At 66.4% G+C, this 23,796-nt stretch carries 22 protein-coding genes and 1 pseudogene; 6 read left to right on the top strand and 17 right to left on the bottom strand.

Features of this window, described 5'->3' with window-relative positions:
* Positions 1-146: 146 nt before the first annotated feature.
* Positions 147-1,520 carry a sensor histidine kinase gene (locus ACV17W_RS03880; protein WP_462595140.1) on the bottom strand — a complete coding sequence of 458 codons (1,374 nt, stop codon included), beginning with the start codon at positions 1,518-1,520 and terminating at the stop codon, positions 147-149.
* Between the two features lie 6 nt (positions 1,521-1,526).
* Positions 1,527-2,231: a response regulator transcription factor gene (locus tag ACV17W_RS03875; protein ID WP_462596453.1), complete on the bottom strand. Its 705-nt coding sequence runs from the start codon at positions 2,229-2,231 to the stop codon at positions 1,527-1,529.
* Positions 2,232-2,417: 186 nt separating this feature from the next.
* Here ACV17W_RS03875 and ACV17W_RS03870 point away from each other — a divergent pair, with 186 nt between their 5' ends.
* A complete protein-coding gene (locus ACV17W_RS03870) occupies positions 2,418-2,960 on the top strand; it encodes a hypothetical protein (RefSeq protein WP_462595139.1) in 543 nt (180 codons plus the stop codon).
* A 91-nt stretch (positions 2,961-3,051) separates the two neighbouring features.
* Here ACV17W_RS03870 and ACV17W_RS03865 read toward each other — a convergent pair whose 3' ends face one another.
* From ACV17W_RS03865 to imuA, 3 genes are read right to left on the bottom strand one after another with little or no spacing between them, the layout of a single operon-like run.
* The gene (locus ACV17W_RS03865; RefSeq protein WP_462596452.1) at positions 3,052-6,213 is read right to left on the bottom strand and encodes an error-prone DNA polymerase; all 3,162 of its coding nucleotides are present in this window, start codon (positions 6,211-6,213) and stop codon (positions 3,052-3,054) included.
* On the bottom strand, positions 6,213-7,679 hold the full coding sequence (locus ACV17W_RS03860) for a Y-family DNA polymerase (protein ID WP_462595138.1): 1,467 nt from the start codon (positions 7,677-7,679) through the stop codon (positions 6,213-6,215). Before ACV17W_RS03860 ends, ACV17W_RS03865 begins: the two co-directional genes overlap by 1 nt.
* Positions 7,609-8,313: a translesion DNA synthesis-associated protein ImuA gene (gene imuA, locus ACV17W_RS03855; protein ID WP_462595137.1), complete on the bottom strand. Its 705-nt coding sequence runs from the start codon at positions 8,311-8,313 to the stop codon at positions 7,609-7,611. Before imuA ends, ACV17W_RS03860 begins: the two co-directional genes overlap by 71 nt.
* Positions 8,314-8,440: 127 nt before the next feature.
* Here imuA and ypfH point away from each other — a divergent pair, with 127 nt between their 5' ends.
* On the top strand, positions 8,441-9,139 hold the full coding sequence (gene ypfH, locus ACV17W_RS03850) for an esterase (RefSeq protein WP_462595136.1): 699 nt from the start codon (positions 8,441-8,443) through the stop codon (positions 9,137-9,139).
* A 27-nt stretch (positions 9,140-9,166) separates the two neighbouring features.
* Here ypfH and ACV17W_RS03845 read toward each other — a convergent pair whose 3' ends face one another.
* A complete protein-coding gene (locus ACV17W_RS03845) occupies positions 9,167-9,766 on the bottom strand; it encodes a helix-turn-helix domain-containing protein (protein ID WP_462595135.1) in 600 nt (199 codons plus the stop codon).
* 190 nt (positions 9,767-9,956) lie between these two features.
* On the opposite strand from ACV17W_RS03845, the gene ACV17W_RS03840 reads away from it, so the two are divergent.
* Positions 9,957-10,745, top strand: a complete 789-nt coding sequence (locus ACV17W_RS03840; protein ID WP_462595134.1) for an aldolase — start codon at positions 9,957-9,959, stop codon at positions 10,743-10,745.
* An 11-nt stretch (positions 10,746-10,756) separates the two neighbouring features.
* Complete coding sequence (locus ACV17W_RS03835; RefSeq protein ID WP_462595133.1) at positions 10,757-11,842, top strand: TRAP transporter substrate-binding protein; 1,086 nt, start codon at positions 10,757-10,759, stop codon at positions 11,840-11,842.
* Positions 11,843-11,861: 19 nt separating this feature from the next.
* Here the strand turns inward: ACV17W_RS03835 and queD are convergent, their stop codons facing one another.
* On the bottom strand, positions 11,862-12,305 hold the full coding sequence (queD, locus tag ACV17W_RS03830) for a 6-carboxytetrahydropterin synthase QueD (protein ID WP_462595132.1): 444 nt from the start codon (positions 12,303-12,305) through the stop codon (positions 11,862-11,864).
* A gap of 28 nt (positions 12,306-12,333) precedes the next feature.
* Positions 12,334-12,966, bottom strand: a complete 633-nt coding sequence (queE, locus tag ACV17W_RS03825; protein WP_462595131.1) for a 7-carboxy-7-deazaguanine synthase — start codon at positions 12,964-12,966, stop codon at positions 12,334-12,336.
* 98 nt (positions 12,967-13,064) lie between these two features.
* On the opposite strand from queE, the gene arfB reads away from it, so the two are divergent.
* On the top strand, positions 13,065-13,481 hold the full coding sequence (gene arfB / locus ACV17W_RS03820) for an alternative ribosome rescue aminoacyl-tRNA hydrolase ArfB (RefSeq protein WP_462595130.1): 417 nt from the start codon (positions 13,065-13,067) through the stop codon (positions 13,479-13,481).
* 42 nt (positions 13,482-13,523) lie between these two features.
* On the top strand, positions 13,524-14,210 hold the full coding sequence (locus ACV17W_RS03815) for a DUF2238 domain-containing protein (protein ID WP_462595129.1): 687 nt from the start codon (positions 13,524-13,526) through the stop codon (positions 14,208-14,210).
* A gap of 53 nt (positions 14,211-14,263) precedes the next feature.
* On the opposite strand, the gene ACV17W_RS03810 is transcribed toward ACV17W_RS03815, so the two are convergent.
* The 9 genes and pseudogenes from ACV17W_RS03810 to ACV17W_RS03770 all read right to left on the bottom strand — a co-directional run bounded on the left by ACV17W_RS03810 (position 14,264) and on the right by ACV17W_RS03770 (position 23,701).
* A complete protein-coding gene (locus ACV17W_RS03810; RefSeq protein WP_462595128.1) occupies positions 14,264-14,704 on the bottom strand; it encodes a carboxypeptidase-like regulatory domain-containing protein in 441 nt (146 codons plus the stop codon).
* Between the two features lie 216 nt (positions 14,705-14,920).
* Positions 14,921-15,718 (bottom strand): NRDE family protein, encoded by a 798-nt coding sequence (locus tag ACV17W_RS03805; protein WP_462595127.1) that lies wholly within the window; start codon positions 15,716-15,718, stop codon positions 14,921-14,923.
* Positions 15,719-15,781: 63 nt separating this feature from the next.
* On the bottom strand, positions 15,782-17,341 hold the full coding sequence (locus ACV17W_RS03800) for an efflux transporter outer membrane subunit (protein WP_462595126.1): 1,560 nt from the start codon (positions 17,339-17,341) through the stop codon (positions 15,782-15,784).
* 3 nt (positions 17,342-17,344) lie between these two features.
* Positions 17,345-18,490, bottom strand: coding sequence for an ABC transporter permease (locus tag ACV17W_RS03795; RefSeq protein ID WP_462595125.1), 1,146 nt, complete (start codon positions 18,488-18,490; stop codon positions 17,345-17,347).
* Positions 18,487-19,434 carry an ABC transporter ATP-binding protein gene (locus ACV17W_RS03790; protein WP_462595124.1) on the bottom strand — a complete coding sequence of 316 codons (948 nt, stop codon included), beginning with the start codon at positions 19,432-19,434 and terminating at the stop codon, positions 18,487-18,489. Before ACV17W_RS03790 ends, ACV17W_RS03795 begins: the two co-directional genes overlap by 4 nt.
* Entirely contained in the window at positions 19,431-20,420 is a 990-nt protein-coding gene (locus tag ACV17W_RS03785) for an HlyD family secretion protein (RefSeq protein ID WP_462595123.1), read from the bottom strand. Before ACV17W_RS03785 ends, ACV17W_RS03790 begins: the two co-directional genes overlap by 4 nt.
* Before the next feature lies 1 nt (position 20,421).
* Entirely contained in the window at positions 20,422-21,108 is a 687-nt protein-coding gene (locus tag ACV17W_RS03780; protein WP_462595122.1) for a TetR/AcrR family transcriptional regulator, read from the bottom strand.
* 153 nt (positions 21,109-21,261) lie between these two features.
* Positions 21,262-22,858, bottom strand: a pseudogene (locus ACV17W_RS03775) (glycerol-3-phosphate dehydrogenase/oxidase).
* 27 nt (positions 22,859-22,885) lie between these two features.
* Complete coding sequence (locus ACV17W_RS03770; protein ID WP_462595121.1) at positions 22,886-23,701, bottom strand: DeoR/GlpR family DNA-binding transcription regulator; 816 nt, start codon at positions 23,699-23,701, stop codon at positions 22,886-22,888.
* Between the last annotated feature and the right edge of the window lie 95 nt (positions 23,702-23,796).

Below are 23,796 nucleotides of genomic sequence, written 5' to 3'. Positions count from 1 at the left end.
TCGTCTTTTGTATCTTGCAGAACGCGTCGGGCGGCCACGCGAGGGGCCGCTTGGGATCGTGCAGGATATAAAAGGCCCGCTCGGCCGTGGATGACAATTGCCTTACTTTTTGGTCAGGTGCGGATGCGGGCAGGAGCGCTGCGGCGCTACGGATCGCGCGTCGTCCCAAGTGGCAGGAAGAGCGTGACGTACAGCCCCGGCTGCGCATCAGAGAAGGTCATGCGTCCGCCATGCAGTTCGACGATACTCAGCACGCTGGCCAGGCCCAATCCATGACCCTCGAGTGAGGGGTCGAGTCGGTAGAAGTGCTTGCCCAGGTGCTCGTACTCGGCAGTCGGCACGCCTGGCCCGTCGTCTTCGATGACGACGCAGCCGGCGTCCTGTGCAGCCGTGACGGTGATATTGATCTGGCTGCGTGCGTACTTGACCGCGTTGTCGATCAAGTTGGCCAGGGCGCTTGCCAGCAGGTTCGGATCGCCCTGCACGGAAACCGCGTCGACGCGACGAACGCGCAGGGCGACGTTTCTGTCTTCGGCCAGTGACGAGTACATGTCGGCCACGTCGTTCACGATGGTGTCCAGCGCGCAGGGCCTGAACGAGCGGCGCTGGACGCCCGCCCGCATATCGGCGATCTGCAGCAGCTTTTCGAGCATGACGCCGAGGCGCTCGATCTCGCCAATGGCTTGGTGATGGGCCTGCAGGAGTTGCGTCGGGCAGGCCTGGGGAGGCTGAGCCTGGCGCAGGGTGCCCACGACGCGCATCAATGGCGTGCGCAGATTGTGGGCGACGGTATCCGAGATATGGCGGGCGCTCTTCATGAGCTGTTCGATGCGGTCCAGCATCGCGTTGATGTCACGATTGAGCAGGGTGAACTCATCGTTGCCGGAAACCACGGGAATGCGCCTGGAAAGTTGCCCCGCCCCGAGCTGTTGCGTGGTGCGCCGGATTTGCCCCACCCTGTGGTCCAGTTCCTGCCGGAATATGTAGGTGCCGAGCATCACCAATAGCGCGGCGAGAATCATTGCCGCCACGATCGCCTGGCCTATCATCGCGCTGATATCGCCCATTTCGCTCAGATCGTGCCCCACGACCAGCGTTTCGCCGCCCGCCATCGTCTGCATCTTCAGGTGGCCGCGAATCGGGACGCCCGCCTGGACGACGTCCCCTTCGAAAACGCCGGGGCCCGGCCGCAGCGGCACAGGAAGCCGGTCGAGATTGCCCGCGAGCTTTGCTCCTCGCTCGTCGAGCAATAGATAGATCTCTCGATCGGAGTCGATGCGGTCGGATAGTGTAAGTTCGATCGCCGCGATCAACGCGCTGCGGCCGCCTTCTTCGTAGGCGATGCCCAGCCGCTGCGCCGACGCAGTGATCTGGCGCGTGTACTCGGTGCGCAATGCGCCGATGCCTTGCACATACAGGAACGCGATCAGAATCAGGGTGGTGATAATCGCCAGCAGCCCGTAGTTCAGGGTCAGGCGAAACGAGATCGAGCCCCACAGATTCCTGGCGGCGCGGATCATGGTGGTTCAGGAGGCCGACATGGGCTCGTCGCGCATCTCAGCCAGCGTATAGCCTGAGCCGCGCACGGTGTGGATCAAAGGGCAGGGCGATCCCGAATCGATTTTTCGTCGCAGCCGGCTGACCTGGACGTCGATCACATTGGATTGCGGGTCGAAGTTGTATCCCCAGATGGTTTCGAGCAGCATCGTGCGTGTGATGGTCTGGCCGGTGTTCAGCATCAGGTAGACCAGCAGGCGGAACTCCTGGGGCTGCAGGACAATCGGTCGTCCAGCGCGCGTCACCTTCTGCGAGGCCATGTTCACCACCAGGTCGGCCACGCGCAGCTCCTTGATCTCCGGTCTCGGACGTGTCCGCCTGACCAGGGCGTCCATGCGGGCCACCAGTTCGGTAAACGAGAACGGCTTTACCAGATAGTCGTCGCCGCCCGCGCGCAGTCCGTCCACGCGATCATCTACCGCGGAAAGTGCGCTGAGGACGAGCACCGGGGTGGCCTTGCCCAGTGCGCGCAAGGTCGACAGGATGGACAGGCCATCGACGTGGTTGGGCAGGATGCGATCAAGGACGATGATGTCCCAGTGCTCTTTCATGGCGTGCTCTAGCCCGCTCACTCCATCCGGGCAGATCTTCACTGCATGGCCCAGTTCGACGAGGCCATTGGCCAGGTAGCGCGCGTTGTCTTTGTCGTCTTCAATAATCAGGCATTGCCACATCATCACGTCCCCCCGCGGGCCTGACGCGGCCCAGGGTCTTGCAATATAGCGGAACACAGCGTGCCGGAGGGCCTTGCGGGCGCTTCATTACGAAATGGTAAGGCTGGCGTAATACGCGCCGGCGGCGAACTGGCTAAGATGCGCGAACAGCGCGCAGCAGGGGCGTGTTTCGTGTCGAGGATCGCTATGAGCCTGTACGTCAATCCCATTCTGGATCCCGGTCAACGTATACGCAGGGTGTTCACCTTCTATGAGCTCGTAGAACTGACGACATTCGGAAAGTTGTTTTTCGACCGGCCAGATCGTCTGTCCGGACACGGTCAGTCATGGTGGCTGGTGGACGACAACGACGCGACTGACGTTCTCGAATGCGGGTCGGATGCGGTGATCGTGGTCGAGTCCTCGGTGCAGGGCCTGGCCCGCTCGTTTCTCGTGGGGGATGACGTGGACGTCGTGCTAGCCCCCTCGGACGCCCCGGGCGTGTCGGCTGCGGCCCGGCGGCGCGCCGCTGGCGACGCCTCGGGGGAACGCGAGTTGATGGTGGTGTTGCGTGCTCGCTGCCGGGCTCGCGGCGAGCCGCAACCTGCGCTCCAGTCTCTCTCGATCGACCTGAAGTCATTGCTTGAGCGGGTGATGGTGCCTCCCGCGGCGTCCACCCGGTTCTTGCGCGTGGTGGCAGACCTGGTGCAGCGCATTACAAATGCGCCGGTGTTTCGCGCCAGCACGTAGAACCTGGATTCGGTACAGCCCTGCCTGACTGCAAGTCCGTCGTGCTCCACAGTTCGCGACACATGCCCGCCGGACGCGCGCCTTGAGCAGATCAATGGAAATTGCGGCTGCGGGCCTCCAGGCCGCCCAGCAAACCCGACAGGTCTACGAGCCGCCGCGCGATCAAGTGTCGGACGCCTTCGACGCTTTGCCACACCCCATACACACCCAGCAGCGTGGCGCCCAGCAGTTCCCGCCGCTGGCGTTCGATGAGTTCATTGCGCACCACTACGTTGACGGGCCCGGTTTCGTCTTCGAGCGTGACGAAAATCGTGCCCTTGGCGGTCTGTGGCCGTTGCCGCACCGTGACCAGCCCGCATGCGCGCGCCAGACGGCGGTCGGGGTAGGTGTTGAGCACCGCGGCGGTTTCGAAGCGCAGTGCCTGCAGGCGGGGCCTGAGCAGCACCAGGGGGTGACTGCGCAGGGTCAGCCGCAGGCTGCGATAGTCGGCAGAGATCGATTGTCCTTCGGTGGGCTCGGGCAAAGTGGGGGCATCGTCGTCTGCGCTGTCGGCATCGCGCAGCAGATCGCGATGGGCCACGCTGGCGCTGGCTTCCCAACTGGCCAGGCGGCGGTGGCCCGCCAGGCTGTGCAGGGCATCGGCGGCGGCCAGCGCGTCGAGTTCCCGCCGCGTCAGCGCGGCGCGGCGGCCCAGGTCGCGGGTGTCGGTGTAAGGGCGTTCGGCGCGTGCCCGTACAATGCGTCGCGCCGTGTCTTCCGCCAGGCCCTGCACCTGGTTCAGGCCCAGGCGCACCGCGGGTCGGTCTGTGTGGCCGGGCCAGGTTTCCAATGACGCTTCCCAGCCGCTGGCCGCGACATCGGCGGGCAACACCGTGACGTCGTGGCGGCGGGCATCCTGGAGCAGCTGGGCGGGTGCATAAAACCCCATGGGCTGGGAATTGAGCAGGGCCGCCAGGAACGCCTCGGGTTCGTGGCATTTGAGCCAGGAACTGGCGTAGGCCAGTTGGGCGAAGCTGGCTGCATGGCTTTCGGGAAAACCGTATTCGCCGAAACCCTCGATCTGACGGATGATCGCTTCGGCGAATTCGGGGCTGTAGCCGTTCTTCAGCAGGCCCTTGACCAGTTTTTCGTTGAACTTGCCGATACCGCCCTTGCGTTTCCAGGCAGCCATCGAACGTCGCAGACCGTCGGCTTCGCCGGGCGTGAAATCGGCCGCCACCATGGCGATCTGCATGACCTGTTCCTGGAAGATGGGCACGCCCATGGTGCGCGACAGGACTTTTTCCACCGCTCTGCTGGGATAGGTGATGTCTTCCTTTTTCTGGCGTCGACGCAGGTAGGGATGCACCATGCCGCCCTGGATCGGCCCGGGCCGCACAATGGCCACCTGCACGACCAGGTCGTAGTATTCGCGGGGCTGCAGGCGCGGCAGCATGCTCATCTGCGCCCGGGATTCGATCTGGAATACGCCTACCGTGTCGGCTGCGCAGATCATGTCGTAGGTAGCCGGGTCGTCTTGTGGAATTTCGTGCAGGGCGAGGGGCTGGCCGCGCCGCTGGCCGGCGAGATCGAGGGCGCGATGCAGTACCGACAGCATGCCCAGCGCCAGGATGTCGACCTTTAGCAGACCCAGCGCGTCGAGATCGTCTTTGTCCCACTGGACCACGCTGCGATCGGGCATGGCGGCATTCTCGATGGGCACCAGGCGGGCCAGGTTGTCGCGCGCGATGACAAAGCCGCCGGGATGCTGCGACAGGTGGCGCGGAAAACCTATCAGTGTCTCGGCCAGCGCAGCCCAATGGCGCGCCACGCGCGAGGCGGGGTCGAGCCCGCAACTGCCCAGCGTGCGCAACATGGCCTGCTTGCCATCCCACCACTGGTGCGCCCGCGCCACCGCATCGATGATGCCCAGGTCCACGCCCAGGGCGCGGCCGGTGTCGCGCAAGACACTGCGCGGCCGGTAGGAGATCACCACGCCGGTCAAGGCGGCACGGTGCCTGCCGTATTTGTCGTAGATGTATTGAATGACTTCTTCGCGGCGCTGGTGCTCGAAATCGACATCGATGTCGGGCGGCTCGTTGCGCTCTTTGCTGATGAAGCGCTCGAACAGTGATTGGCTCTGTTCGGGGGATACCGAAGTGATGCCCAGGCAATAGCAGACGACTGAATTGGCGGCCGAGCCGCGCCCCTGGCACAGGATGTTCTGGCGGCGTGCATATTGCACGATGTCGTACACCGTGAGGAAGTACGGCTCGTATTTCAGTTCGGCAATCAGGGCCAGTTCTTTTTCGATCTGGGCCACGACGGTTTCGGGAATGTCGCCGCGGTAGCGGCCCCGCGCACCCGCATAGACTTCCTGGCGCAGGTAGCTGGCGGGGGTGGCGCCGGGCGGCACGATTTCATCCGGGTATTCGTAGCGCAGTTCCGACAATGAAAAGGTACATCGCCGCGCAATGGCCAGTGTCTGGGCCAGGGCATCGGGCGGATACAGGGCGGCCAGGCGCATGCGGGTGCGCAGGTGCTGTTCGGCATTGGCCTGCAGGTCATAGCCGCATTGCGCCACGCTGCGCTTGCTGCGTATGGCGGCCAGGGTGTCGTGCAGCGGTTTGCGTGAACGCAGGTGCATCTGCACGCAGCCCAACGCCACCACCGGCAGCCCGCTGGCCTGCGCGGCGTGCTGGACGGCCGCGCGGTGCAGGTCGTCGCGCGCATGATGCAGCAGGGTCAGGCCTACCCAGGCCCGGCCGGCGAAGTGCTGCGCCATCCAGCAGGCCTGTTCGGCCAGCACGTCGGCGTCGACGCCGACGGGAGGCGCCAGGATGGCCAGGCAATCGGGCATGCCGCGCAGATGGGCGTGGGCCGGTCCGGGTGCGGCAATGTCGTCGGCCATCAGGCGGTATTCGCCCTTGGGCGCGCGCGAACGCGCCAGGGTGATCAGTTCGGAGAGATTGCCGTAGCCTTGGCGGTTCTGCGCCAGCAATACCAGTGTCAGGGGCGGCGTGTCGGGACCGCGTTGCAGGGCCAGGGTGCTGCCTATGATGAGCGGCAGTTTGCAATCCTGGGCAGCGACGTGCGCGCGCACCACGCCTGCCAGCGAGCACTCATCGGTGATGGCAAGCGCGGTATAGCCCAGTTGGGCGGCCTGCCCGACCAGTTCGGCGGGATGTGAGGCGCCCTGCAGGAACGAGAAGTTCGACAGGCATTGCAGTTCGGCATAGCCCGGCAGCAGGTTGGACAAAGAAGGCGTCGCCATCATGCATAGCGCCCATGCAGGAACCAGCGGGCGTGTTCGGTGTCGCGTTCGCGGTAGATCCAGTAGCGCACGGTGGCGGCATCTTCAGCCACGAAATAATCGCGCACCGTCAGGGGGGCGTCCCACCAGCCGCTTTCGATGCGTTCGGGGCCGCGCACCAGCCGCAGCGCCTGCCCGGCATAGACCGGCCGATGCCCCGCTTCCTGCAGCAGGGTCGGAGGGTCGAGCAGCCAGAAAGGCCGGTCGAGCGGGCCCGGGCCGGTGTCAGCGCCGGCAGGACCGTCTTGCGCGGCCTGCCAGCCGTTGGCGGCCTCGGGGCGATGGTCAGCCACGGGATGCGCATGCAATACGCGGTGGCGGCCCAGCCGGGCGCTGAGCAGATCGAGCAGCCGAGCGTGTTCGGCCGGCGTGCCGCCGGGCTCGGGGAACAGGCAAGTGCTGGCGGCCGGCTGTTCCACCGTGTCGTCGACGCTGAGCACCAGCGCGATGACTGGCGCTTCCAGTTGCAGTCGGCCGAGTTTTTCGCGTAGCAGATCGAGCAGGTGCGATTGCTGCCAGGCGGGCTGGGCCAGGCTCAGGGGCAGGGCGGTGGGAGGGCGTGCGCGCCGGCCGCGTTCGTGTTCGAGCAGCAGGTTGAGATGCTGCACTGCACGCCGCCTGGCTGCCAGCCAGCCGCATAGCGGTTCGAGCAGGCGGCGGGTCCAGGCCAGCACGGCGTCGGCGTGCTCGATGTAGTCGGGCAGTTCCAGGCGTTGATGAAAGCGTGCGGGCGGCTGGATCCAGGCATGGCATTCCGGGCGGGAGCCATAGGCGGCATCGAGTTCCTGTGTCAGCGTGGTGCCGCAGCGCCGTTGCAGGCCGGCGCGAGGCAGGCGGCGCAGGGCGCCCAGGGTGTGGCAGCCCAGGTCGTTGAGCCATTCCAGGCGCGGCTGGGCGCTGGGCAGCAGGGCGCAGGGCAAGACATCGAGCCGGCGCGCGAGCGTGGAGGTTTGCAGGACGCGGCGCGGCGTCTGCGCACGGGCGTGGTGCGCCAGCAGCCAGGCGCCCTGCGCGGTGGGAGCCATGCCCAGCCGGGCGTGCAGGTGCATGGCGTGCAAGGTAGCGGCCACGCGCCGATGCAAGGCGCGCGGGCCGCCAAAATAGGTGAGGCTCGCGCCTACCTGCAGCAGCAGGGTATCGGAGCCGGCCAGGGCGATGTCCGGCGTGTATTGAAGCAGGGCCAGCGCCGTTTCTTGCAACAGGTGATGTTCGGCGGGGGCGTCGCGGCCTAGCAGCGGAATATCGGGCGCCAGGGCGGCCGCGCCCGCGCGGCGCATGCCGGACCGCAGCCCGGCGGCGGCCGCTGCGGGTGTCAGGGCGGCGATGCGTTCTTGTTCCAGTACCGCAAAAGCCGCATCATGAGGCCATTGCGGGCGTGCGGCGTCCAGCGGCAGGCAGCGCAGGAAGACGGCGATCCAGAGGGGCATGGCGAGGGGGTACAGAAGCCGGCAGCGAGGCAGGCTCGAAGACAATATGTAGCGGTTCGGCGCAGGCCGGGCCGCGCCGTTTCAGGATATGGACCGACAGCCCACCCGGAGCGGGTGCAAGGGCCAGCCGCAGAGGCGCGGGCGAAGCCTGTTGCGCGGCCGTGGCCGGACGCAGCACGAAACACAGGGTGTCGTGCCCCTGGGCCGCCAGGTGCAGGCGGCGCAGCGCTTCGGGTTTTACCCGTGGCAGCCAGCACAGCAGGGCGCCGCAACTGCCATGCTTCAGGATCTGTTCGGCGGCCCACAGGGCGTCGGCGGGGCGTTCGGGCGCGACCCACAGCAGTTGCCGCGGGTCCAGGCGCCAACCCTGCCAGCAGGCCAGGTGCGGCACATGGGGGGGCTGTACCAGCGCAATGACATGGCGGCGGTCGAGCTGGGCCAGGGCGGGCTGCAGCAGGCGGATTTCACCGATGCCCGGATGGGGAGCCAGCAATTCGACCAGCGCCCCTTGCGGCCACCCGCCACCGGGCAGCTGCGCGGACAGCGCGGCATGGCCGGTAGGGACGCCACGCTGGGCGCCGCGCGCCAGTTGCGTGGCGCGCCACAGGGAGGGGTGGATGTGTTCGGGTTGCATGGGGTATCGATATCTACTGTACAAATATACAGTATTTTGGGCGAGGCCATCCCGGTTTTGCAGATGCCATGCGCCTCCCGGCGCTCTACAATGACCCATACCCCCGCCCGCCGCCCCAGGCCCCGTCATGTCCCACAGCGCAGCCCTCGAATTCCTTCCGCAGACCGAGCCCAAGCAGTTGTTCATCCTGCTGCACGGCGCGGGCGACGCGCCCCACGACATGCAACCGCTGGCCCAGGCGCTGCGGGCGGCGTTTCCGCAGGCCGCCATTCTGGTGCCGGCCGGTTTCCAGCCCTGCGACGCCGCCGCCCATGGCCGCCAATGGTTCTCGATAAGCGGCATCAATGAGCACAACCGCGCCGAACGCGTCGCTGATGCCATGCCGGCGCTGGTCGACTACATCCGTGCGGCCCAGGCACGGCTGGGCCTGCTGCAATCCGATACTGCGCTGGCCGGCTTCTCGGAAGGAGCCATCATGGCGCTGGAAGCCGTGCAGGCGCACGATGGGCTGGCCGGCCGCGTACTGGCTTTTTCAGGGCGCTACGCCGAGTTGCCCAAAAGCGCACCGCAATACACCACCATTCACCTGCTGCATGGCGCCGACGATACCGTCATGACGGTATCGCACACCCAAGCCGCGCAGGCCCGGCTCGATGCGCTGCATGGCGATGCCACCATCGACGTGGCTACGCGGGTGGGCCATACCCTGCACCCCGCGCTGATCCAACGCGCCATTGAACGGTTGCAGACCTGCGTGCCGTTGCGCAGCTGGGAAGCGGCCCTGGGCCTGAACCAGGCGCCGCCGCAGGGTTCCACACTGCATTGAGCTGCAGGCCAGCCGCCTGAAGCAGGTTCAGGACTGCCCGCTGGCGATGATGACCAGCGCACGGGCGGTCTTGCGCCCTTCAGCGCTCAGGCTGTGAGGCAGGTAACCGGGGAAGCGCACGCTGTCGTCGCGCTCCAGCAGTACGGTATGTTCGCCGAACTGTACCCGTACCCGGCCTTCCAGCACGAAGATCAGTTCGTCGCCAGAATGGTGTGCCACGGTGTGTTCGCCCTGCATCCCCACCTGCACCACCATCACCGACAGGCCGCTGTTCGGGGCGCCCATGGTGATGGCTTCGTAGGCATGTTCGCGGGCGTCGGTAAGCGGCGAGGTCAACCGATGGCGCTCGCCGGAGCGCACGATATGGATTTCGTCCTTCGGGTCGGTTTCACCGAGCAAGGCCGATATCGACGTGTTCAGCGCCACCGCCACAGTGTGCAGCGAGCCTACCGAGGCCGATTTTTCACCTCGTTCCAGACGCGACAGGAAACCTTTATCGAGCTGGGTGAGTTCCGACAACTGGGCCAGCGTGAGTTTGCGGCGACGCCGCATGGCCCGTATGCGCAGTCCCACCTGCGGGGCATCGGGAGCGGCGGCGATCGGGGACAGCGGGCGTTTCGGCGGCATGGAAGGGCGGGTCAGACTGGCGAAGGCTGCATGATGCCATTTTTGCGCGCAGGGGGCAGGGCAGGACTGCGGGTTTTCCCCGATTTGAACGGAGGGGCAATTGTTTGTACTTTAGGCAACGAGTTGTCTATAAGGCAACATAAAACAGAAGGCAGTCCACGCTGCCTCAGCCATTACCAGGATGATGTTGATGTCGGAATACGCTTCCCAGGACAAGGACGCATTGCGCCGCCGCGTCGATCGCGAGATCGAAGAGCGCGCCACGCCCCAGGCAACCTGGACCTCGGCCCAGAAAATGGCGCTGGCCTGCCGCATGCTGGCCGCGCAAGGCCATTGGCACGGCGGCCTGGCCGGCCAGATCACCGCGCGGGGCGACCAGCCCGGCACCATCTGGACCTTGCCGTTCGGCATGGGCGCCGACGAGGCTCGCGCCAGTGAACTGATTCTCATCGATGAAGACATCAATCCGCTGGATGGGAAGTCCCTGCCCAATCCGGCCAATCGCTTCCACGCCTGGATATATCGCCACCGCCCCGAAGTGCAGTGCATCGTGCACACCCATCCGCCGGCTGTCTCTGCCTTGTCGATGGTGGGCGAGCCGCTGGTGGTGGCGCACATGGATGCCACCCCGTTCTTCAACGATTGTGCCTACCTGGCCGAGTGGCCGGGCCTGCCCATCGGCGACGACGAGGGAGAGATCATCTCGGCCGCGCTGGGCGACAAACGTGCCATCCTGCTGGCCAACCATGGCATGCTGACCGCCGGCAAGTCCATCGAAGAAGCCACCGTCATGGCGATCTGGCTTGAACAGGTTGCCGCCTTGCAACTGCGCGCCCGCGCCATCGGGCCGGTCAAGCCGGTGCCGGCCGAACTGGCCCGCGAGTCGCACGATTTCCTCGTCAAGCCCAAGATCCTGGGGTTGACGTTTGCCTACTTCGCCCGTCGCGTCCTGCGCGAGGCGCCTGACTGCATCGAATAAGGAGCCGTGCCATGCAACGACGTCGATTCCTGACTCTGGCGGGCGCCGGTGGCGCCGCGCTGGCCGCGCCGGCCGTGGCGCAGGATGCGCCGGTGGTCAACTGGCGCATGCCCAGCAGTTTTCCCCGTTCCCTCGATACGGTATGGGGCGCCGCTGAATTCCTGTGCGCACGCGTCGCCGCGCTGACCGATGGGAAGTTCAATATACGGCCGTTCTCGGCTGGCGAAATCGTCCCGCCGCTGCAGGTGCTGGACGCGGTGCAGAACGGCACCACCGAATGCGGCCATACCGCAGGCTTTTACTATGTAGGCAAAGCGCCCGCGCTGGTGTTCGATACCGGTGTGCCGTTCGGCTTGACTCCACGCCAGCACATGGCCTGGGTATTGCACGGCGGCGGCGGGCCCCTGCTCGACGAGCTGTATGCCGGCTTCAACGCCCTGGCCATTCCCTGTGGCAATACCGGCGCGCAAATGGGCGGCTGGTTTCGCAAGGAAATCAACAGCCCCGCCGACTTGAAGGGGCTGCGCATCCGCACGCCGGGCCTGCTCAGTATGGTGTATGAAAAACTGGGGGCGATTCCCCAGCAGGTGGCGGGCAGCGACATTTATCCCGCATTGGAAAAGGGCTCGCTGGATGCCGTGGAGTTCGTGGGCCCCTACGACGACGAGAAACTCGGTTTTGCCAAGGTGGCGCAGTTTTACTATGGCCCAGGGGTGATGGAGCTGGGCGCGAACCTGTGCCTGGCCATCAATCGCAACAGCTGGGACAAGCTGCCACCGCGCTACCAGGAAGCGCTGCGGGCGGCCAGCGCATTGGCCGCCGACGACCTGCTCGCGAAGTACGACGCCAATAACATCCCGGCGCTCAAGCGCCTGGTGGCGCAGGGTGTGAAGCTGAAGTCCTGGCCGCCGGAGGTGATGCACGCCATGCAGCAGGCCACGCGCGATGTGCTCGAAGAATACGCGGCGAAGAACCCGGCCTTCGCCAAGGTGCTGGCGTCGTGGCGCGCATTCCGCAGCGACCAGCTGCTGTGGGCCAGCGTCAATGACGGGGCAGCCGAAAACTACCTGATGGCCACCCGTCAGAAAGGCCTGTAAAGCGGGCCCCGCCTGGCCGCTAGCCTGTGCAGTCTGCCCAGCAATTGGGAGTTTCGTACAGGCGCACGCGCGCCAGGCGCAATTGCGCGCCGTAGTGGCCGTGATAATGCGGCGCCAGAACGCCGAAGATGACCCGCGCCAGATTTTCGGCGGTGGGTATGCAGTCGAGCACCACGGTCTTGTGGTCAGGCATGCTTTCAAGAAACCCGCGCACCGCCGTATCGCCGCGATAGACCAGGAAGGCGTGGTCCCAGGGGTCGACGATGTGGCGCTTGGCGATGGCCTTGATCTCGGAGAAGTCCATCAGCATGCCATTTTCGGATTGCCCGGGCGCATCGATGACATCGCCCGACAGCGTCACTTCGAGGACGTAGCGGTGGCCATGCAGGTTTCGGCACTGGCTGCGATGGTCGGGAATGCGATGGCCAGCGTCGAATTCCAGCTTGCGGGTCACCGAAATCATGCCCGCCCCGGCACGGCAGAGTAGCGAATCATGGAATGCCTATGTATTTGTGGGTTTGCAGGCTGAGCCGCCATTGCGGGTGCTGCATGCAGTACTGCACAGCCTGCTCGGTATGCGTGGCGCGCCGAGGGCCGTCCATGGGCTGCAAGAAAAAGTGCTGGAAGTCGAGATGGGCGTAGGCTTCGGGACGGGCGTCGAGCTGGGGGTAGACCAGCTTCAGCTCATTGCCGCGTTCGATGACGACCTTGTTGCGGCCCTTGGGGCTGACGCAGATCCAGTCGACGCCCTCGGGCGCGGGCAGCGTGCCATTGGTTTCGATGGCCGCCATGAAACCGTGCGCATGCACGGCCTGTAGCAGGGCCGCGTCGAGCTGCAACAGCGGCTCGCCGCCCGTGAACACCACATAGCGGTCTTGCGTGCCTGGGCCCCAGGTGGCGGCGATGGCATCGGCCAGCAGCTGCGCGGTGGCGAACTTGCCGCCACCCGGCCCATCGGTGCCGATGAAATCGGTATCGCAGAAGGTACAGGCGGCGCTGGCGCGATCGGCTTCGCGGCCCGACCACAGGTTGCAGCCGGCAAAGCGGCAGAACACGGCTGCCCGCCCGGCGTGGGCACCTTCGCCCTGCAGTGTCTTGAAGATTTCTTTGGTGGAGTAAGTCATGCAATGGCTGCGGCACGGCGCCGGCCTGATCCAAACCGCTATTTTACCGGCATGGCGCGGGTCGCGCCGGACGGCGGCCTGGCGTAGACTGGCGGCCTATGTATTACGTTCAAGACGACCTTTACCTGGACGAGCGCGATATCGAGTTCGGCATGATCCGCGCGCAGGGGGCGGGGGGCCAGAACGTCAACAAGGTGTCCAGCGCCGTGCACCTGCGCTTTGACGTGCGCGCCTCCAGCCTGCCCGCGCACATCAAAGAGGCGCTGTGCGCGCTGGCCGACCGCCGGGTGTCCAAGGATGGCATTATCGTCATCAAGTCGCAGGCCTTTCGCAGCCAGGAGAAAAACCGCGGCGAGGCCCTTGAAAGGCTGGCCGAGATGGTGCGAGCCGTGGCCCAGCCGGCCAAGACGCGCCGCCCCACGCGCCCCACGCGGGCGTCGCAGCGCCGCCGCGTGCAGCGCAAAGTGTTGCACGGCGAAGTCAAGCGCCTGCGCGGCCGGATCACCGATGATTAATACCCGGCCTGCTCAGGTCCCAGGCAATGGGGGGGCCGCTTCGTGAAAGCGCCGGCCCGCCAGACGTATCTGCGGGTACTGGCCGCACTGTATGCGGCGTGGTGGGTGGCGCTTGCCATTCACCCGCACAACCGTGCCGACTGGCTGCTCGAAAACGCGCTGGTATTGCTATTTGCGGCCGTGCTGGGCATCACGCGCCGGTGGTTCGCGTTTTCGCGTGTGTCCTACACGCTGATTTTCCTGTTCCTGTGCCTGCATGCGGTGGGTGCCCACTACACGTACTCGCACGTTCCCTACGATGCCTGGTGGCGCGCCCTGACGGGCCATGGCCTGAATGAAACGCTGGGCTGGGACCGCAACCACTTCGACCGCCTGGTGCATTTTTCCTACGGGTTGCTGTTGGCCTACCCGATCCGCGAGGTTTTCCTGCGCGTGGTGGAGGTACGCGGATTCTGGGGCTACGTTCTGCCGCTCGACGTGGCGCTGTCGACCTCGGCCTTGTACGAACTGATCGAATGGGGCGCCGCAGAGGTGTTCGGCGGCGAGCTGGGGGCAGCCTACCTGGGCATGCAGGGCGACATCTGGGACGCACAGAAAGACATGGCGCTTGCCGCAGCAGGCGCCGGTATTGCCATGCTGCTCACCGCATTGGCCAACTGGCGCGCGCGACGCGACCTGGCGCGCGAGTGGGCCGACAGCCTGAAGCCGTCTGCGGCCGGGCACCCATGAGGCAGGCCAAGCCCGCTTGATGCGCAGGGCCGTGGATACAGTGGGCTTCGCGCTCAGGCGTCCCACCGGAAGGTGACGCGCGTGGCCCCTTTCCCCGACACCGAGACCTGGCGCGTCTGTTCGTTGTCTTTGAAGCGGGCCGATATGGTGTAGCGGCCGTCGGGCAGTTTGACGAGCAGGTAAGGCCCCTGGGCAGTGGTGTCGAGCACGGCCGACCCCTGGGCGTCGGTGATCACGACACGCACGTCCGCGAGATAGGCGCCGCCATGCACCGAGGCAAAGGTCAGTGCCAGGGGATACTGGCTGCTTGCGGCCTTGATCGCTTCGGATTCGTCGTAGCCGAATCCGCCGGTCAGGAATTGCACCGCGCCTTGTTGCTGAACGGGCGGCAGGGCGCCGGCGGCGGGCTGCGCGCCGGCCGGCACGGTGCCCAGGGCCAGGCTGGCGGCCGCCAGGACGGCGGCCAGGCGCATCGGGTGAAGGCAAGCTTGCATGAGCGTGGCTCCAGATATCCCGGCACCTGCCGCGGCCGGGTCTGCGCGGCCGCTCCGTCGCCACGGAGCGAGTGTATGGATCTGATGATATTGCGGACGGGCCGAATGTCCCGGCACAGGATGCAACCGGTGTTTCGGCAGGTGTCCGGCTTGCTGGCGATCGGCCAGCCGGCTCGGCGGGCGCTCGGGATACCGTCTCAGCGCTTGCGGTGTGGATCAGCGTCCGGCTTGCTGGCCGCCGCCGGATTCGTTCCAGCGGAATTCGAGATCGCTGTCGCCCATGGGGGCCCCGTCGGTGCCGTAACGGCGCTCGTGCAATTCGCCGCGGCCGTCGGCGTGCAGCGCCAGCACAGTAGAGCTGCGCGTGCCGTAGTTGGGGCTCACGATGAACGGACTGCTCAGCAGGCGTTCGCGCTCGCGTCCGATGCCGGTGTCAGGAAGGCTTGCGTCATCGGCCGGCGTGTCGTCGCGCAACGTGGCGTACAGTCCGTCGAGATCGGGCTGCGCGGCGTGGCGCAGTCCGCGCTCGAATGCCTCCTTGGTGCGGGCCAGCTTGGGCCAGGGCGTATCCAGCAAATGGTTCGACACGGCATAGATGCCCGGCGTCAGCCGGCGCGGAGCGCCGTCACGATTGGTGGCATACCACGCGGCGCCGGCATCCCCCACGATCAGGTTGAAGCCGTTGTACCGCCCGCCACGCGCGTGCACGTCCGCGGCATAGTCGGCGGGCGCCGCGTCGCCGCGCAGATAGTGTTCGACCAATTCTCCCCGCGAGCGGGCGTCGGGAAGCAGATGCGCGGGATCTCGGAAATTGGTGACGATGGCGTAGCGGCCCCGTTCATCCACGCCCATCCAGGTACCTCCTGCGCGCAGGTCGCGGCCGGCAAAAATGGTGGGCCGTCCCGGCCAGGCGCCAGCCGGCAGGGTGGGTCGGTCATGAAACTCATCGCGGTTGGCGGCAACAAGCACCGGCAGGCCGGCAAGGGTGTGCAGGGCGAGCACGGCAAGACACATGGTGCTCTCCTTCAGCGGCCGATGCCGTCCGGCCGTTGCGACGCAGGCGGAAGGGGGGGGATTTCAGCGGGGGGGATGGCTCTGGAGCAGGCAGGCATGGCAGGAATCAGGGTCGACAGACTGCAGGGATGATACCGCTAAGGGCTCGTTCCACCAGCCGCCGCCCAGCGCCTGCAGCAACGCGGCCGTGTCGGCGTAACGGTCGGCCTGGGCCTGGATGCGAACGGCGCGCGTGCGCCACAGTTCGCGCTGGGCGTCCAGCAATGCCAGCTGGCTGACACCACCCGCCCGGTACAGCCGCTCGGTAATCCGGTAAGCCTCCTCGGCATGCTGGTCGGCGTCCGTGGCGGCCTGCAGCGTGTCCGCATCCGCGTGCACCGCGCGCAGGGCATTCGCCACTTGCTGGAACCCCTGCAGTACGGTGTCGCGATAGGCCGCCGCCGCACCCTGCAACGCGGCCTCGGCGGCGCGCTGGCGGCCCAGCAGCTCGCCGCCGCGAAACAAGGGCTGCGTCAGCCCCAGCGCCAGGCTCCAGACATTGACGCCGTCGGCGACCTCGCCCGCCCGGGTGCGCTGCGAGCCGAAGCTGCCGGTGAGCGTAAAGCGCGGATAGCGATTTGCCGTGGCAACGCCCACATCCGCGGAGGCGCGCTGCCACAGCGCCTCGGCGGCCAGGATGTCGGGGCGCTGCCGCACCAGCATCGATGGCACGCCGAGCGGCACATCGAGCGGCAGCTGCAGCTCGTCCAGCGACAGATCGGGCAACGTGGCCTGCGATGGCATCTGCCCCAGGTACACCGCGAGCTGGTGACGCGAGCGATCCAGCTCTTCTTCCAGGGGGGGTAGCGTGGCGCGAGTCTGCGCCAGCAGCGTGGCCTGCCGCCGTACCTCGAGCGCCGAGACGCCTCCCGCCTGCTGGCGAGCGCGCAGGATGTCGAACTGCCGCGCCTGCGCTTGCAGCAGGCTGCGGTTGGCGTCCAGGCGCGTCTGCAGTCCGGCGAGCTGGATGGCGGTGGTGACGACATTGCCGGCCAGCATCATGCGTACACCCTGCATTTCGTGCCGCTGATAATCGACCTGAGCCTGCAACCCCTCGAGCGCACGCCGATTGGCGCCGAAGAAGTCCAGCGTGTACGACACTTCAACCGAGGCGTTGTACAGCGTGAAGGGCGGCGGCAATTCCGCGACCGGTACCCCGTAGGCCGATGGGTCGACCTTCTGCCGTGCGGCCGACACCCCGGCATCAGCCGCAGGCAGGGTACGCGCGCCGGTTTCGGCGCGCAGCGTTTCCCGAGCCTGCTGCAGCGTCGCGCGTGCCTGCGCCAGCGTGGGACTGTTGTCCAGCGCCTGGCGCACCAGCGTGTCGAGCACTGGCGAGCGGAACAGTGTCCACCACTGGGCCGGAATATCCATGCCCGCCTGGAGCCGTTGCGCGGGAACGCGAGCGTCGCCGGACGTTGCCGAGGCATCTGGCGAGCCCGAATAACGCGCCACGTCGGGGGGCGGAGCCCGCTCGAAATCCGGGCCCACGGCGCATGCGGAAAGCGCCAGGGCCAGGGCGGCGCACGCCCAGGTGGTGCGTGGGCGGGGCGGGCTTTGCGCGGGTAACGGGCAGGGGCTCATGGCTCAGTCCAGCGTGCGGCGATAGAACTTCACCGCCAATGTGATGACCAGTACCGTGAACAGCAGCAGGGGCCACACGTGCGGCCACAGGTCGGCCCAGCCGCTGCCCTTGAGCAGAATGCCGCGGATAAGCCGGTTGAAATACGTCAGCGGCAGCAGATTGCCCAGGTGCTGCGCCCAGACAGGCATGCCGTGGAAGGGGAACATAAAGCCCGACAGCAGGATGTTCGGCAGGAAGTAGAAGGTGGTCAACTGCATCGCCTGCAGCTGGTTCTGCGCCAGTGACGACAAGGTGATGCCCACGGTCAGGTTCGCAGCCACGAACAGCAGGGCGGCCAGGTAGACCGCCACCAGGCTGCCCATGAAGGGTACGTGGAAGACGTAGCGGGCCGCCAGCAGGATGATGGTGGCCTGCGCCAATCCGATGAAGATGTAGGGCACGATCTTGCCCGTCATGACTTCCAGCGGATGCACGGGCGTGGCCAGCAGGTTTTCCATGGTTCCGCGCTCGCGCTCGCGCGTCATGGCCAGGCCCGTCATCATCACGAGCGTCATGCTCAGGATCACGCCCATCAGGCCGGGCACGGTGTTGTACTGGGCGATCTGTTCTTCGTTGTACAGCCGGTGCACGCGGACCTCGAACGGCGGCTCGCCGCCGGCCAGGTGGGCAAGCGGGCCCGTCAGGTCTTTGCGTGCGACGGCCCTGCTCAGCTGTGTGGCGGCGGCCACCGCCATGCCGGTGGCCGTGGGATCGGTTGCGTCGGCTTCGATCAAGAGTGCCGGCCGCTCTCCGCGCAGCAGGCTGCGGGTGAAGTCGGGCGGGATGGTCAGCACGAACAGCACGCGGCCTTGCGCCAGCGCGGCACGGCCCGCCTCTTCGCTGGGCAGTTCCTCGACGATATTGAAATAGTCCGAGGTCTTCATCGCCGCCACGAACGTACGCGTGAACTCGCTGTGGTCCGACGCGATGACCGCCGTGGGCATCTGCTTGGGATCGGTATTGATGGCGTACCCGAACAAGGCCAGTTCCATGATGGGTATGCCGACGATCATGCCGAAAGTGAGGCGGTCGCGGCGCAACTGCAGGAATTCCTTCAACACCATGCTCCACCACCGCAGCCAGGAAAACCGCCTTTCGCGCTCGCTCATGGCCGGCTGCCGTAGTTGTCGGTAGAGCGGTTCATCAAGTAGATGAACACGTCTTCCAGGCTCGTGTCGACGGGTTCGGCGCGCAGGTCGGCGCCTCGTGCGGCTTCTCGCACCGTGCGTTCGAGCAGATCGTGGTCAGTGCCGCTGACGTGCAGCGCCGCGCCGAAGGCCACGGTCTGGTCTACGCCTGGGCTGCGGCGCAGACGTTGCCCGAGCGCCACGAGGTCATGTCCGTGAATGGCCCACGTGGCGAGCCCTTGTTCGGACGTGACGCTGGCTGCCGTGCCTTGTGTAAGCAGCCGCCCATAAGCGAGGTAGGCCAGTTTATGGCAGCGCTCGGCCTCGTCCATGTAATGCGTACTGACCAGGACCGAGATGCCGCGCGCCGCGAGCGCGTGCAATTCTTCCCAGAAGTCGCGCCGCGCGGTGGGGTCGACGCCCGCCGTGGGTTCGTCCAGCAGCAGGAGTCGAGGCTCATGCAACAGGCAGGCCGCCAGGGCCAGGCGCTGCTTCCATCCGCCGGACAGCGCACCGGTCAACTGGTTGGCGCGGCTCTGCAGGCCCAGGCCCTCCAGCGCCTGATCGACCGCATCGCGGCGGTTGGGCATTTCATACATGCGCGCCACGAAATCCAGGTTCTCGCGTATGGTCAGGTCTTCCCAGTACGAGAACTTCTGCGTCATGTAGCCCACATGCCGCTTGATGTCGGCGCTTTGCGTCAGGATGTCGTAGCCCAGGCACGTGCCGCTGCCGGAATCGGGCGTCAACAGGCCGCACATCAGGCGTATGCAGGTGGTCTTGCCGCTGCCATTCGGCCCGAGAAAGCCGAAAATCTCGCCGCGCCGCACCTGCAGGGACACGTCGTTGACCACTTGCTTGTCGCCGAACCGCTTGTTCAGCCCGCGCACGTCGATGACCAGTTCTTTTGCCGGGATCTCGCTCATTGCGGCGTGACCTCGACGGGCTGGCCGGGGTGCAGGCGTGCGGCGTCCTGCGGCGCGGGATGCGCTTCCACCATGTACACCAGCTTGCCACGGCTGTCGCGGCTGTAGATGATGGGCGGGGTGTATTCCGCCTCGAGCGACACGTAGCTGACGGTGGCAGGTATTGCCTCGCCACACCCATCGCATCGCACGAGCACGCGTTGACCGTTGCGCAGTCCGCCCAGAGCCGGTTCCGGAACGAAGAAGCGCAACTTGATATTGCCGGGCGGCAGCATGCGCACGACGGGGTTGCCGGCGGCTATCCATTCGCCCGGCCGGAACATGGTGTCGAACACGCGCCCGGCCTGAGCGGCGGCAACCCGCTTCTGCGCCAGGGCCCATTCGGCTTGGGCAAGCGCGGCGCGAGCCGCTTCCACCTGTGCGTCCTGGGCTTTCAACTGTTCGCTGCGGCCCGGCAGCTCGGCCACTTGCAGCTGCGCGCGCAATTCGCGCGCGCGTGCCGCGCTTGCCTGCGCCTGCGCACGGCTGTCATCGAGCTGCGCCCGTGCGATGCCGCCGGCCGCGAACTGGGCGCGATCACGCTTGTACTGCGCCGCCGCACGGGCCGCCTCGGCTTCAGCCTGCACCCGCTGCGCGCGCACCACCTCGATTTCCTGCGGCCGCTTGCCGCTGTCCAGATCCAGGCGCTGTGCCTGTGCGGCGTCGAGCCGGGCCCGCGCCTCACGATGGGCCGCGGCTTCCGGTACGGCATCCAGAGAAAACAAGGGCGTGCCCGCGTCCACCTCGTCGCCGCGCGAGACGTGCAACGTCTGCAGCCGGCCGGGCCGCTCGGGCGCTATGTAGACGAATTCGCCTTCGACATAACCCTGGTAGTACGGGGGCGCCGGGTCGCCGCAGGCCACCAGCAAGAGGGGAAGGCAGGCGGCCGCCATCAGATGGCGCAACACATATCGGCGATTCGCGGACGGGCGCGACCGGGCGGGCATATCAGGCTCCAGAGCGAGGCGTGGCAGAAGGCGGGGCGGTGGAATTGAAAAGCCCGCAGGACAGCAGGGCGAGCGTGTGCGCAATAATCGTGCCGCCATCGGCGCCATGATCGTCCTGCCACAGGCGCTGCGACAGAGCCCGCGTTGCCATGGGCAGCATCGTGACGCCCAGTATCGACAGGAACACCAGGCGGGGATCGATGCCGGGGTTGACGGTGCCCGCTGCCTGGCCCGCACGTATCGCATCGGCAAACGCGTGCAGCCGATCGACCGGCAGCCGGTTGAACACTTTTTCGCGCAGCATCCCGCCCTCGTTGACCACTTCGCGCATCCATAGCGGCGCAAGCCACGGCCGTTCGCTGGCGCACTGGACAATGCGGGTCACGATCTGCGTGACCATGGCGCGCGGTTCGGCGCGCGCATGCGGCGCCGCAGGCCCCCACACATAGTCGATGACGGGGGACAGGCGTTCGGCCACGACCACGTCGATAAGCTGCTCGCGGCTCTTGAAGTAGTAATGCACCATGGCCGATGTGACACCGGCCTGCTGGGCAATGTGGGCCAATGTGGTGCCGGCCACCCCTTTCGCCGCGAACAGCCCTGTTGCGGCGTCGAGCAGCACGTCGCGGGCGTCGGGCCGGCGGGGACGGCCTGGCTTGGGGGGAGAGCAGTCGGCAGGCGTGGACATGCCGCTGAGATTAATTAACTAATTAGTTAATTAATATTGCGTATATGCAATGAGTCGTATGCGTCCGTGTCTGGCCCCGCCGGCCAGAAGCCGTCTGCCACGCCGCAGACGGCGGTGCGGGCCACGCACGGCGCGGGCGGCGGCTTCGCGGAATCAGTCGAGGCGGTAATGCGCGGCAGTGCGCGAGAAGTCATCCAGCGTGGCTTGCTGCCACGCGGCATCCAGGCCCAGTTCCTCGGCCAGGATGCGGGCGACTTCGGGGGCGGCGAGCAGGGCGGCCTGGCTGTCCAGGAACAGGGCGCGGTTGCGCCTCGCCAGCACATCTTCGACGCTGCGCGCAAGCTCATGGCGGGCGGCGAATCGGACGTGGGCTTCGGTCAGGCCGCTGGCCTTGACCAACGGGTGGTCCACCGGGCAGGGCGCGAAGCGCCGGCAGGTCGGTGCCGTAATAGCTGTCGGGCGTGCCATGCGGGACGCCATCGGGCAGGGCGCCCGCGCCGTGCAGCGGCAGATCCGCCGTGCGGCAAAATGCCTGCGGCAGCAATTGGTGCTGGATGGCCGTATCGACCACATCCTGCGCCATCTTGCGATAGGTGGTCCATTTGCCGCCCGTCACCGTCACCAGACCGGCCCGCGACACCACGATGGTGTGTTCGCGCGACAGGGTCTTGGTAGCGGTTTCGCCCGTGGACTTCACGAGGGGCCGCAGCCCGGCCCAGACGCTGGTCACATCGGCCCGCGTCGGCTTGCGGCTCAGATAGCGGGAGGCCGTCTGCAGGATGAAATTGATCTCGTCCTGAGTGGCGGGCGGATCCAGCGGCAGGTCGCCCCGCGGCGTATCGGTGGTGCCGACGATGGTGTGGCCGTTCCAGGGCACGACGAACAGCACGCGCCCGTCATCGGTCTTGGGGATGAGGATCGCCTTGTCGCCCGGCAGGAAATCGCGCGGCAGGGTCAGGTGCACCCCCTGGCTGGGTGCCACCATGACCTTTGCCTGGGCGTCATCCATGCGCCGCACACTGTCTACCCAGACGCCTGTGGCATTGATCACGCAGCGAGCCCGCAAGGTGTACTGGCCTTCGCCGGCGGCGTCCTGCACCAGCACGCCGTCGATGCTGCCCTTCTGGTTGCGCAAGAGCCCGCTGGCGCGCATGTAGTTCACTGCCGTGCCGCCAAGATCGAACAGGGTGCGCATCAGCGCCATGGCCAGACGCGCGTCGTCGAACTGGCCGTCGTAATAGAGCACGCCGCCGCGCAGGCGGCGTCCGCCCACGGTCTCGGCCACGGTGCAAGCCTGTGACAGCGTCTCGCCGCGTGACAGCCAGCGGCTGGGCGACAGATTGAGCCTGCCCGCCAGCATGTCGTACAACTTCAGGCCCGCACCATAGAAGGGCTGGTCCAGCAGTCCATACGCAGGCACCACGAAGCCCAGCGGCCACACCAGGTGCGGCGCGTTGCGATTGAGCAGTCCGCGCTCGTGCAGCGCTTCTCGCACCAGGCTGATATTGCCCTGGGCCAGGTATCGCACGCCGCCATGCACCAGCTTGGTGGCCTTGCTGGAAGTGCCTTTGGCGAAATCGGCCGCTTCGACCAGCAGCGTGCGATAGCCCCTGGCCGCGGCATCGACCGCAGTGCCCAGCCCCGTGGCGCCGCCGCCTATCACGACGACATCCCAAGGAGCCGGATCGTTCAGCGTTTCAAGCAGGGCGTCGCGGCTGGGCACAGACAGGGAGGCGGGCGTGGTGGTCATGGCAGGATGGCGACGGGGGGCGGTAGATCAGGAACCGACACGCGCGGCGTCGCCGGCGTGGGCTTGCGCAGCGTCGACGGCAGAGGCGATTTCGCAGCGCACGCCGGATTCCTGCAGCACTTGCGCCAGGGGTTCTTGCGGATAGGCGTCGGTGAAGAAGCGATCGATCTGCGAAATATGGGCCAGTTCGACCATGGCCTGCCGCTGGAACTTGCTGCTGTCGGCGGCCAGCCAGACCTCGCGCGACTGTTCGATGATGCTGCGCGCCACGCGTACCTCGCGAAAATCGTAGTCGCGCAGCGTGCCGTCGGCTTCGATGCCCGATATTCCGATCAGGCCGATGTCGACTTTGAACTGGCGTATGAAATCGACGGTGGCTTCGCCCACGATGCCACGATCGCGCGGGCGCACCACGCCGCCGGCGACAATGACCTCGCATTCGGGGTTGTCGGAAAGAATGTCGGCCACGTGCAGGTTGTTCGTAATGACGCGCAGGCCACGGTGGTTCAACAGCGCCCGTGCGATGGCTTCGGTTGTGGTGCCGATGTTCAGGATCAGCGAGCAGCCATCGGGCACGGCCTGCGCGACGGCATGCGCAATGCGCCGCTTGGCTTCGGCATGCAGGCCCTGCCGCTTGCGGTAGGCAATATTCTCGATGGTCGACGCCTCGATGCGCACGCCCCCATGAAACCGCGACAGCATGCCGGCTTCGGCCAGCAGGTTCACATCGCGCCGCACCGTCTGCAGGGTGACGTCGAAGTGGCGGGCCAGGGCCTCGATGGTGGCCGACCCCTGGGATCGGACCATCTCGACCAGGGCGCTTTGGCGTGGATTCAGAGTCATATTCGCATCATAAAACAACAAAAGCGAAAAATAATGACGCGCTGCAAGATTGTTTTTCTTTCGCTTGTTAGGTAAAACGCAAAAAAGCAAAAAAA

The sequence above is a fragment of the Bordetella sp. MIP270_01_BMS genome (genome assembly GCF_054958705.1).
This window is presented reverse-complemented; position numbering and strand designations above follow the sequence as displayed.

What these genes read in the sequence shown, in the direction of transcription:
- queD (WP_462595132.1), bottom strand. Translation starts at nt 12,305, where the DNA reads ATGATTTCGGTGACCCGCAAGCTGGAATTCGACGCTGGCCATCGCATT.
- ACV17W_RS03880 (WP_462595140.1), bottom strand. Translation starts at nt 1,520, where the DNA reads ATGATCCGCGCCGCCAGGAATCTGTGGGGCTCGATCTCGTTTCGCCTG.
- ACV17W_RS03875 (WP_462596453.1), bottom strand. Translation starts at nt 2,231, where the DNA reads ATGTGGCAATGCCTGATTATTGAAGACGACAAAGACAACGCGCGCTAC.
- ACV17W_RS03785 (WP_462595123.1), bottom strand. Translation starts at nt 20,420, where the DNA reads ATGCCCGCCCGGTCGCGCCCGTCCGCGAATCGCCGATATGTGTTGCGC.
- ACV17W_RS03860 (WP_462595138.1), bottom strand. Translation starts at nt 7,679, where the DNA reads ATGCCCCTCTGGATCGCCGTCTTCCTGCGCTGCCTGCCGCTGGACGCC.
- ACV17W_RS03870 (WP_462595139.1), top strand. Translation starts at nt 2,418, where the DNA reads ATGAGCCTGTACGTCAATCCCATTCTGGATCCCGGTCAACGTATACGC.
- ACV17W_RS03845 (WP_462595135.1), bottom strand. Translation starts at nt 9,766, where the DNA reads ATGCCGCCGAAACGCCCGCTGTCCCCGATCGCCGCCGCTCCCGATGCC.
- ACV17W_RS03790 (WP_462595124.1), bottom strand. Translation starts at nt 19,434, where the DNA reads ATGAGCGAGATCCCGGCAAAAGAACTGGTCATCGACGTGCGCGGGCTG.
- ACV17W_RS03780 (WP_462595122.1), bottom strand. Translation starts at nt 21,108, where the DNA reads ATGTCCACGCCTGCCGACTGCTCTCCCCCCAAGCCAGGCCGTCCCCGC.
- ACV17W_RS03800 (WP_462595126.1), bottom strand. Translation starts at nt 17,341, where the DNA reads ATGAGCCCCTGCCCGTTACCCGCGCAAAGCCCGCCCCGCCCACGCACC.
- arfB (WP_462595130.1), top strand. Translation starts at nt 13,065, where the DNA reads ATGTATTACGTTCAAGACGACCTTTACCTGGACGAGCGCGATATCGAG.
- ACV17W_RS03840 (WP_462595134.1), top strand. Translation starts at nt 9,957, where the DNA reads ATGTCGGAATACGCTTCCCAGGACAAGGACGCATTGCGCCGCCGCGTC.
- ACV17W_RS03835 (WP_462595133.1), top strand. Translation starts at nt 10,757, where the DNA reads ATGCAACGACGTCGATTCCTGACTCTGGCGGGCGCCGGTGGCGCCGCG.
- ACV17W_RS03865 (WP_462596452.1), bottom strand. Translation starts at nt 6,213, where the DNA reads ATGGCGACGCCTTCTTTGTCCAACCTGCTGCCGGGCTATGCCGAACTG.
- ACV17W_RS03810 (WP_462595128.1), bottom strand. Translation starts at nt 14,704, where the DNA reads ATGCAAGCTTGCCTTCACCCGATGCGCCTGGCCGCCGTCCTGGCGGCC.
- ACV17W_RS03805 (WP_462595127.1), bottom strand. Translation starts at nt 15,718, where the DNA reads ATGTGTCTTGCCGTGCTCGCCCTGCACACCCTTGCCGGCCTGCCGGTG.
- ACV17W_RS03795 (WP_462595125.1), bottom strand. Translation starts at nt 18,490, where the DNA reads ATGAGCGAGCGCGAAAGGCGGTTTTCCTGGCTGCGGTGGTGGAGCATG.
- imuA (WP_462595137.1), bottom strand. Translation starts at nt 8,313, where the DNA reads ATGCAACCCGAACACATCCACCCCTCCCTGTGGCGCGCCACGCAACTG.
- queE (WP_462595131.1), bottom strand. Translation starts at nt 12,966, where the DNA reads ATGACTTACTCCACCAAAGAAATCTTCAAGACACTGCAGGGCGAAGGT.
- ACV17W_RS03770 (WP_462595121.1), bottom strand. Translation starts at nt 23,701, where the DNA reads ATGACTCTGAATCCACGCCAAAGCGCCCTGGTCGAGATGGTCCGATCC.
- ypfH (WP_462595136.1), top strand. Translation starts at nt 8,441, where the DNA reads ATGTCCCACAGCGCAGCCCTCGAATTCCTTCCGCAGACCGAGCCCAAG.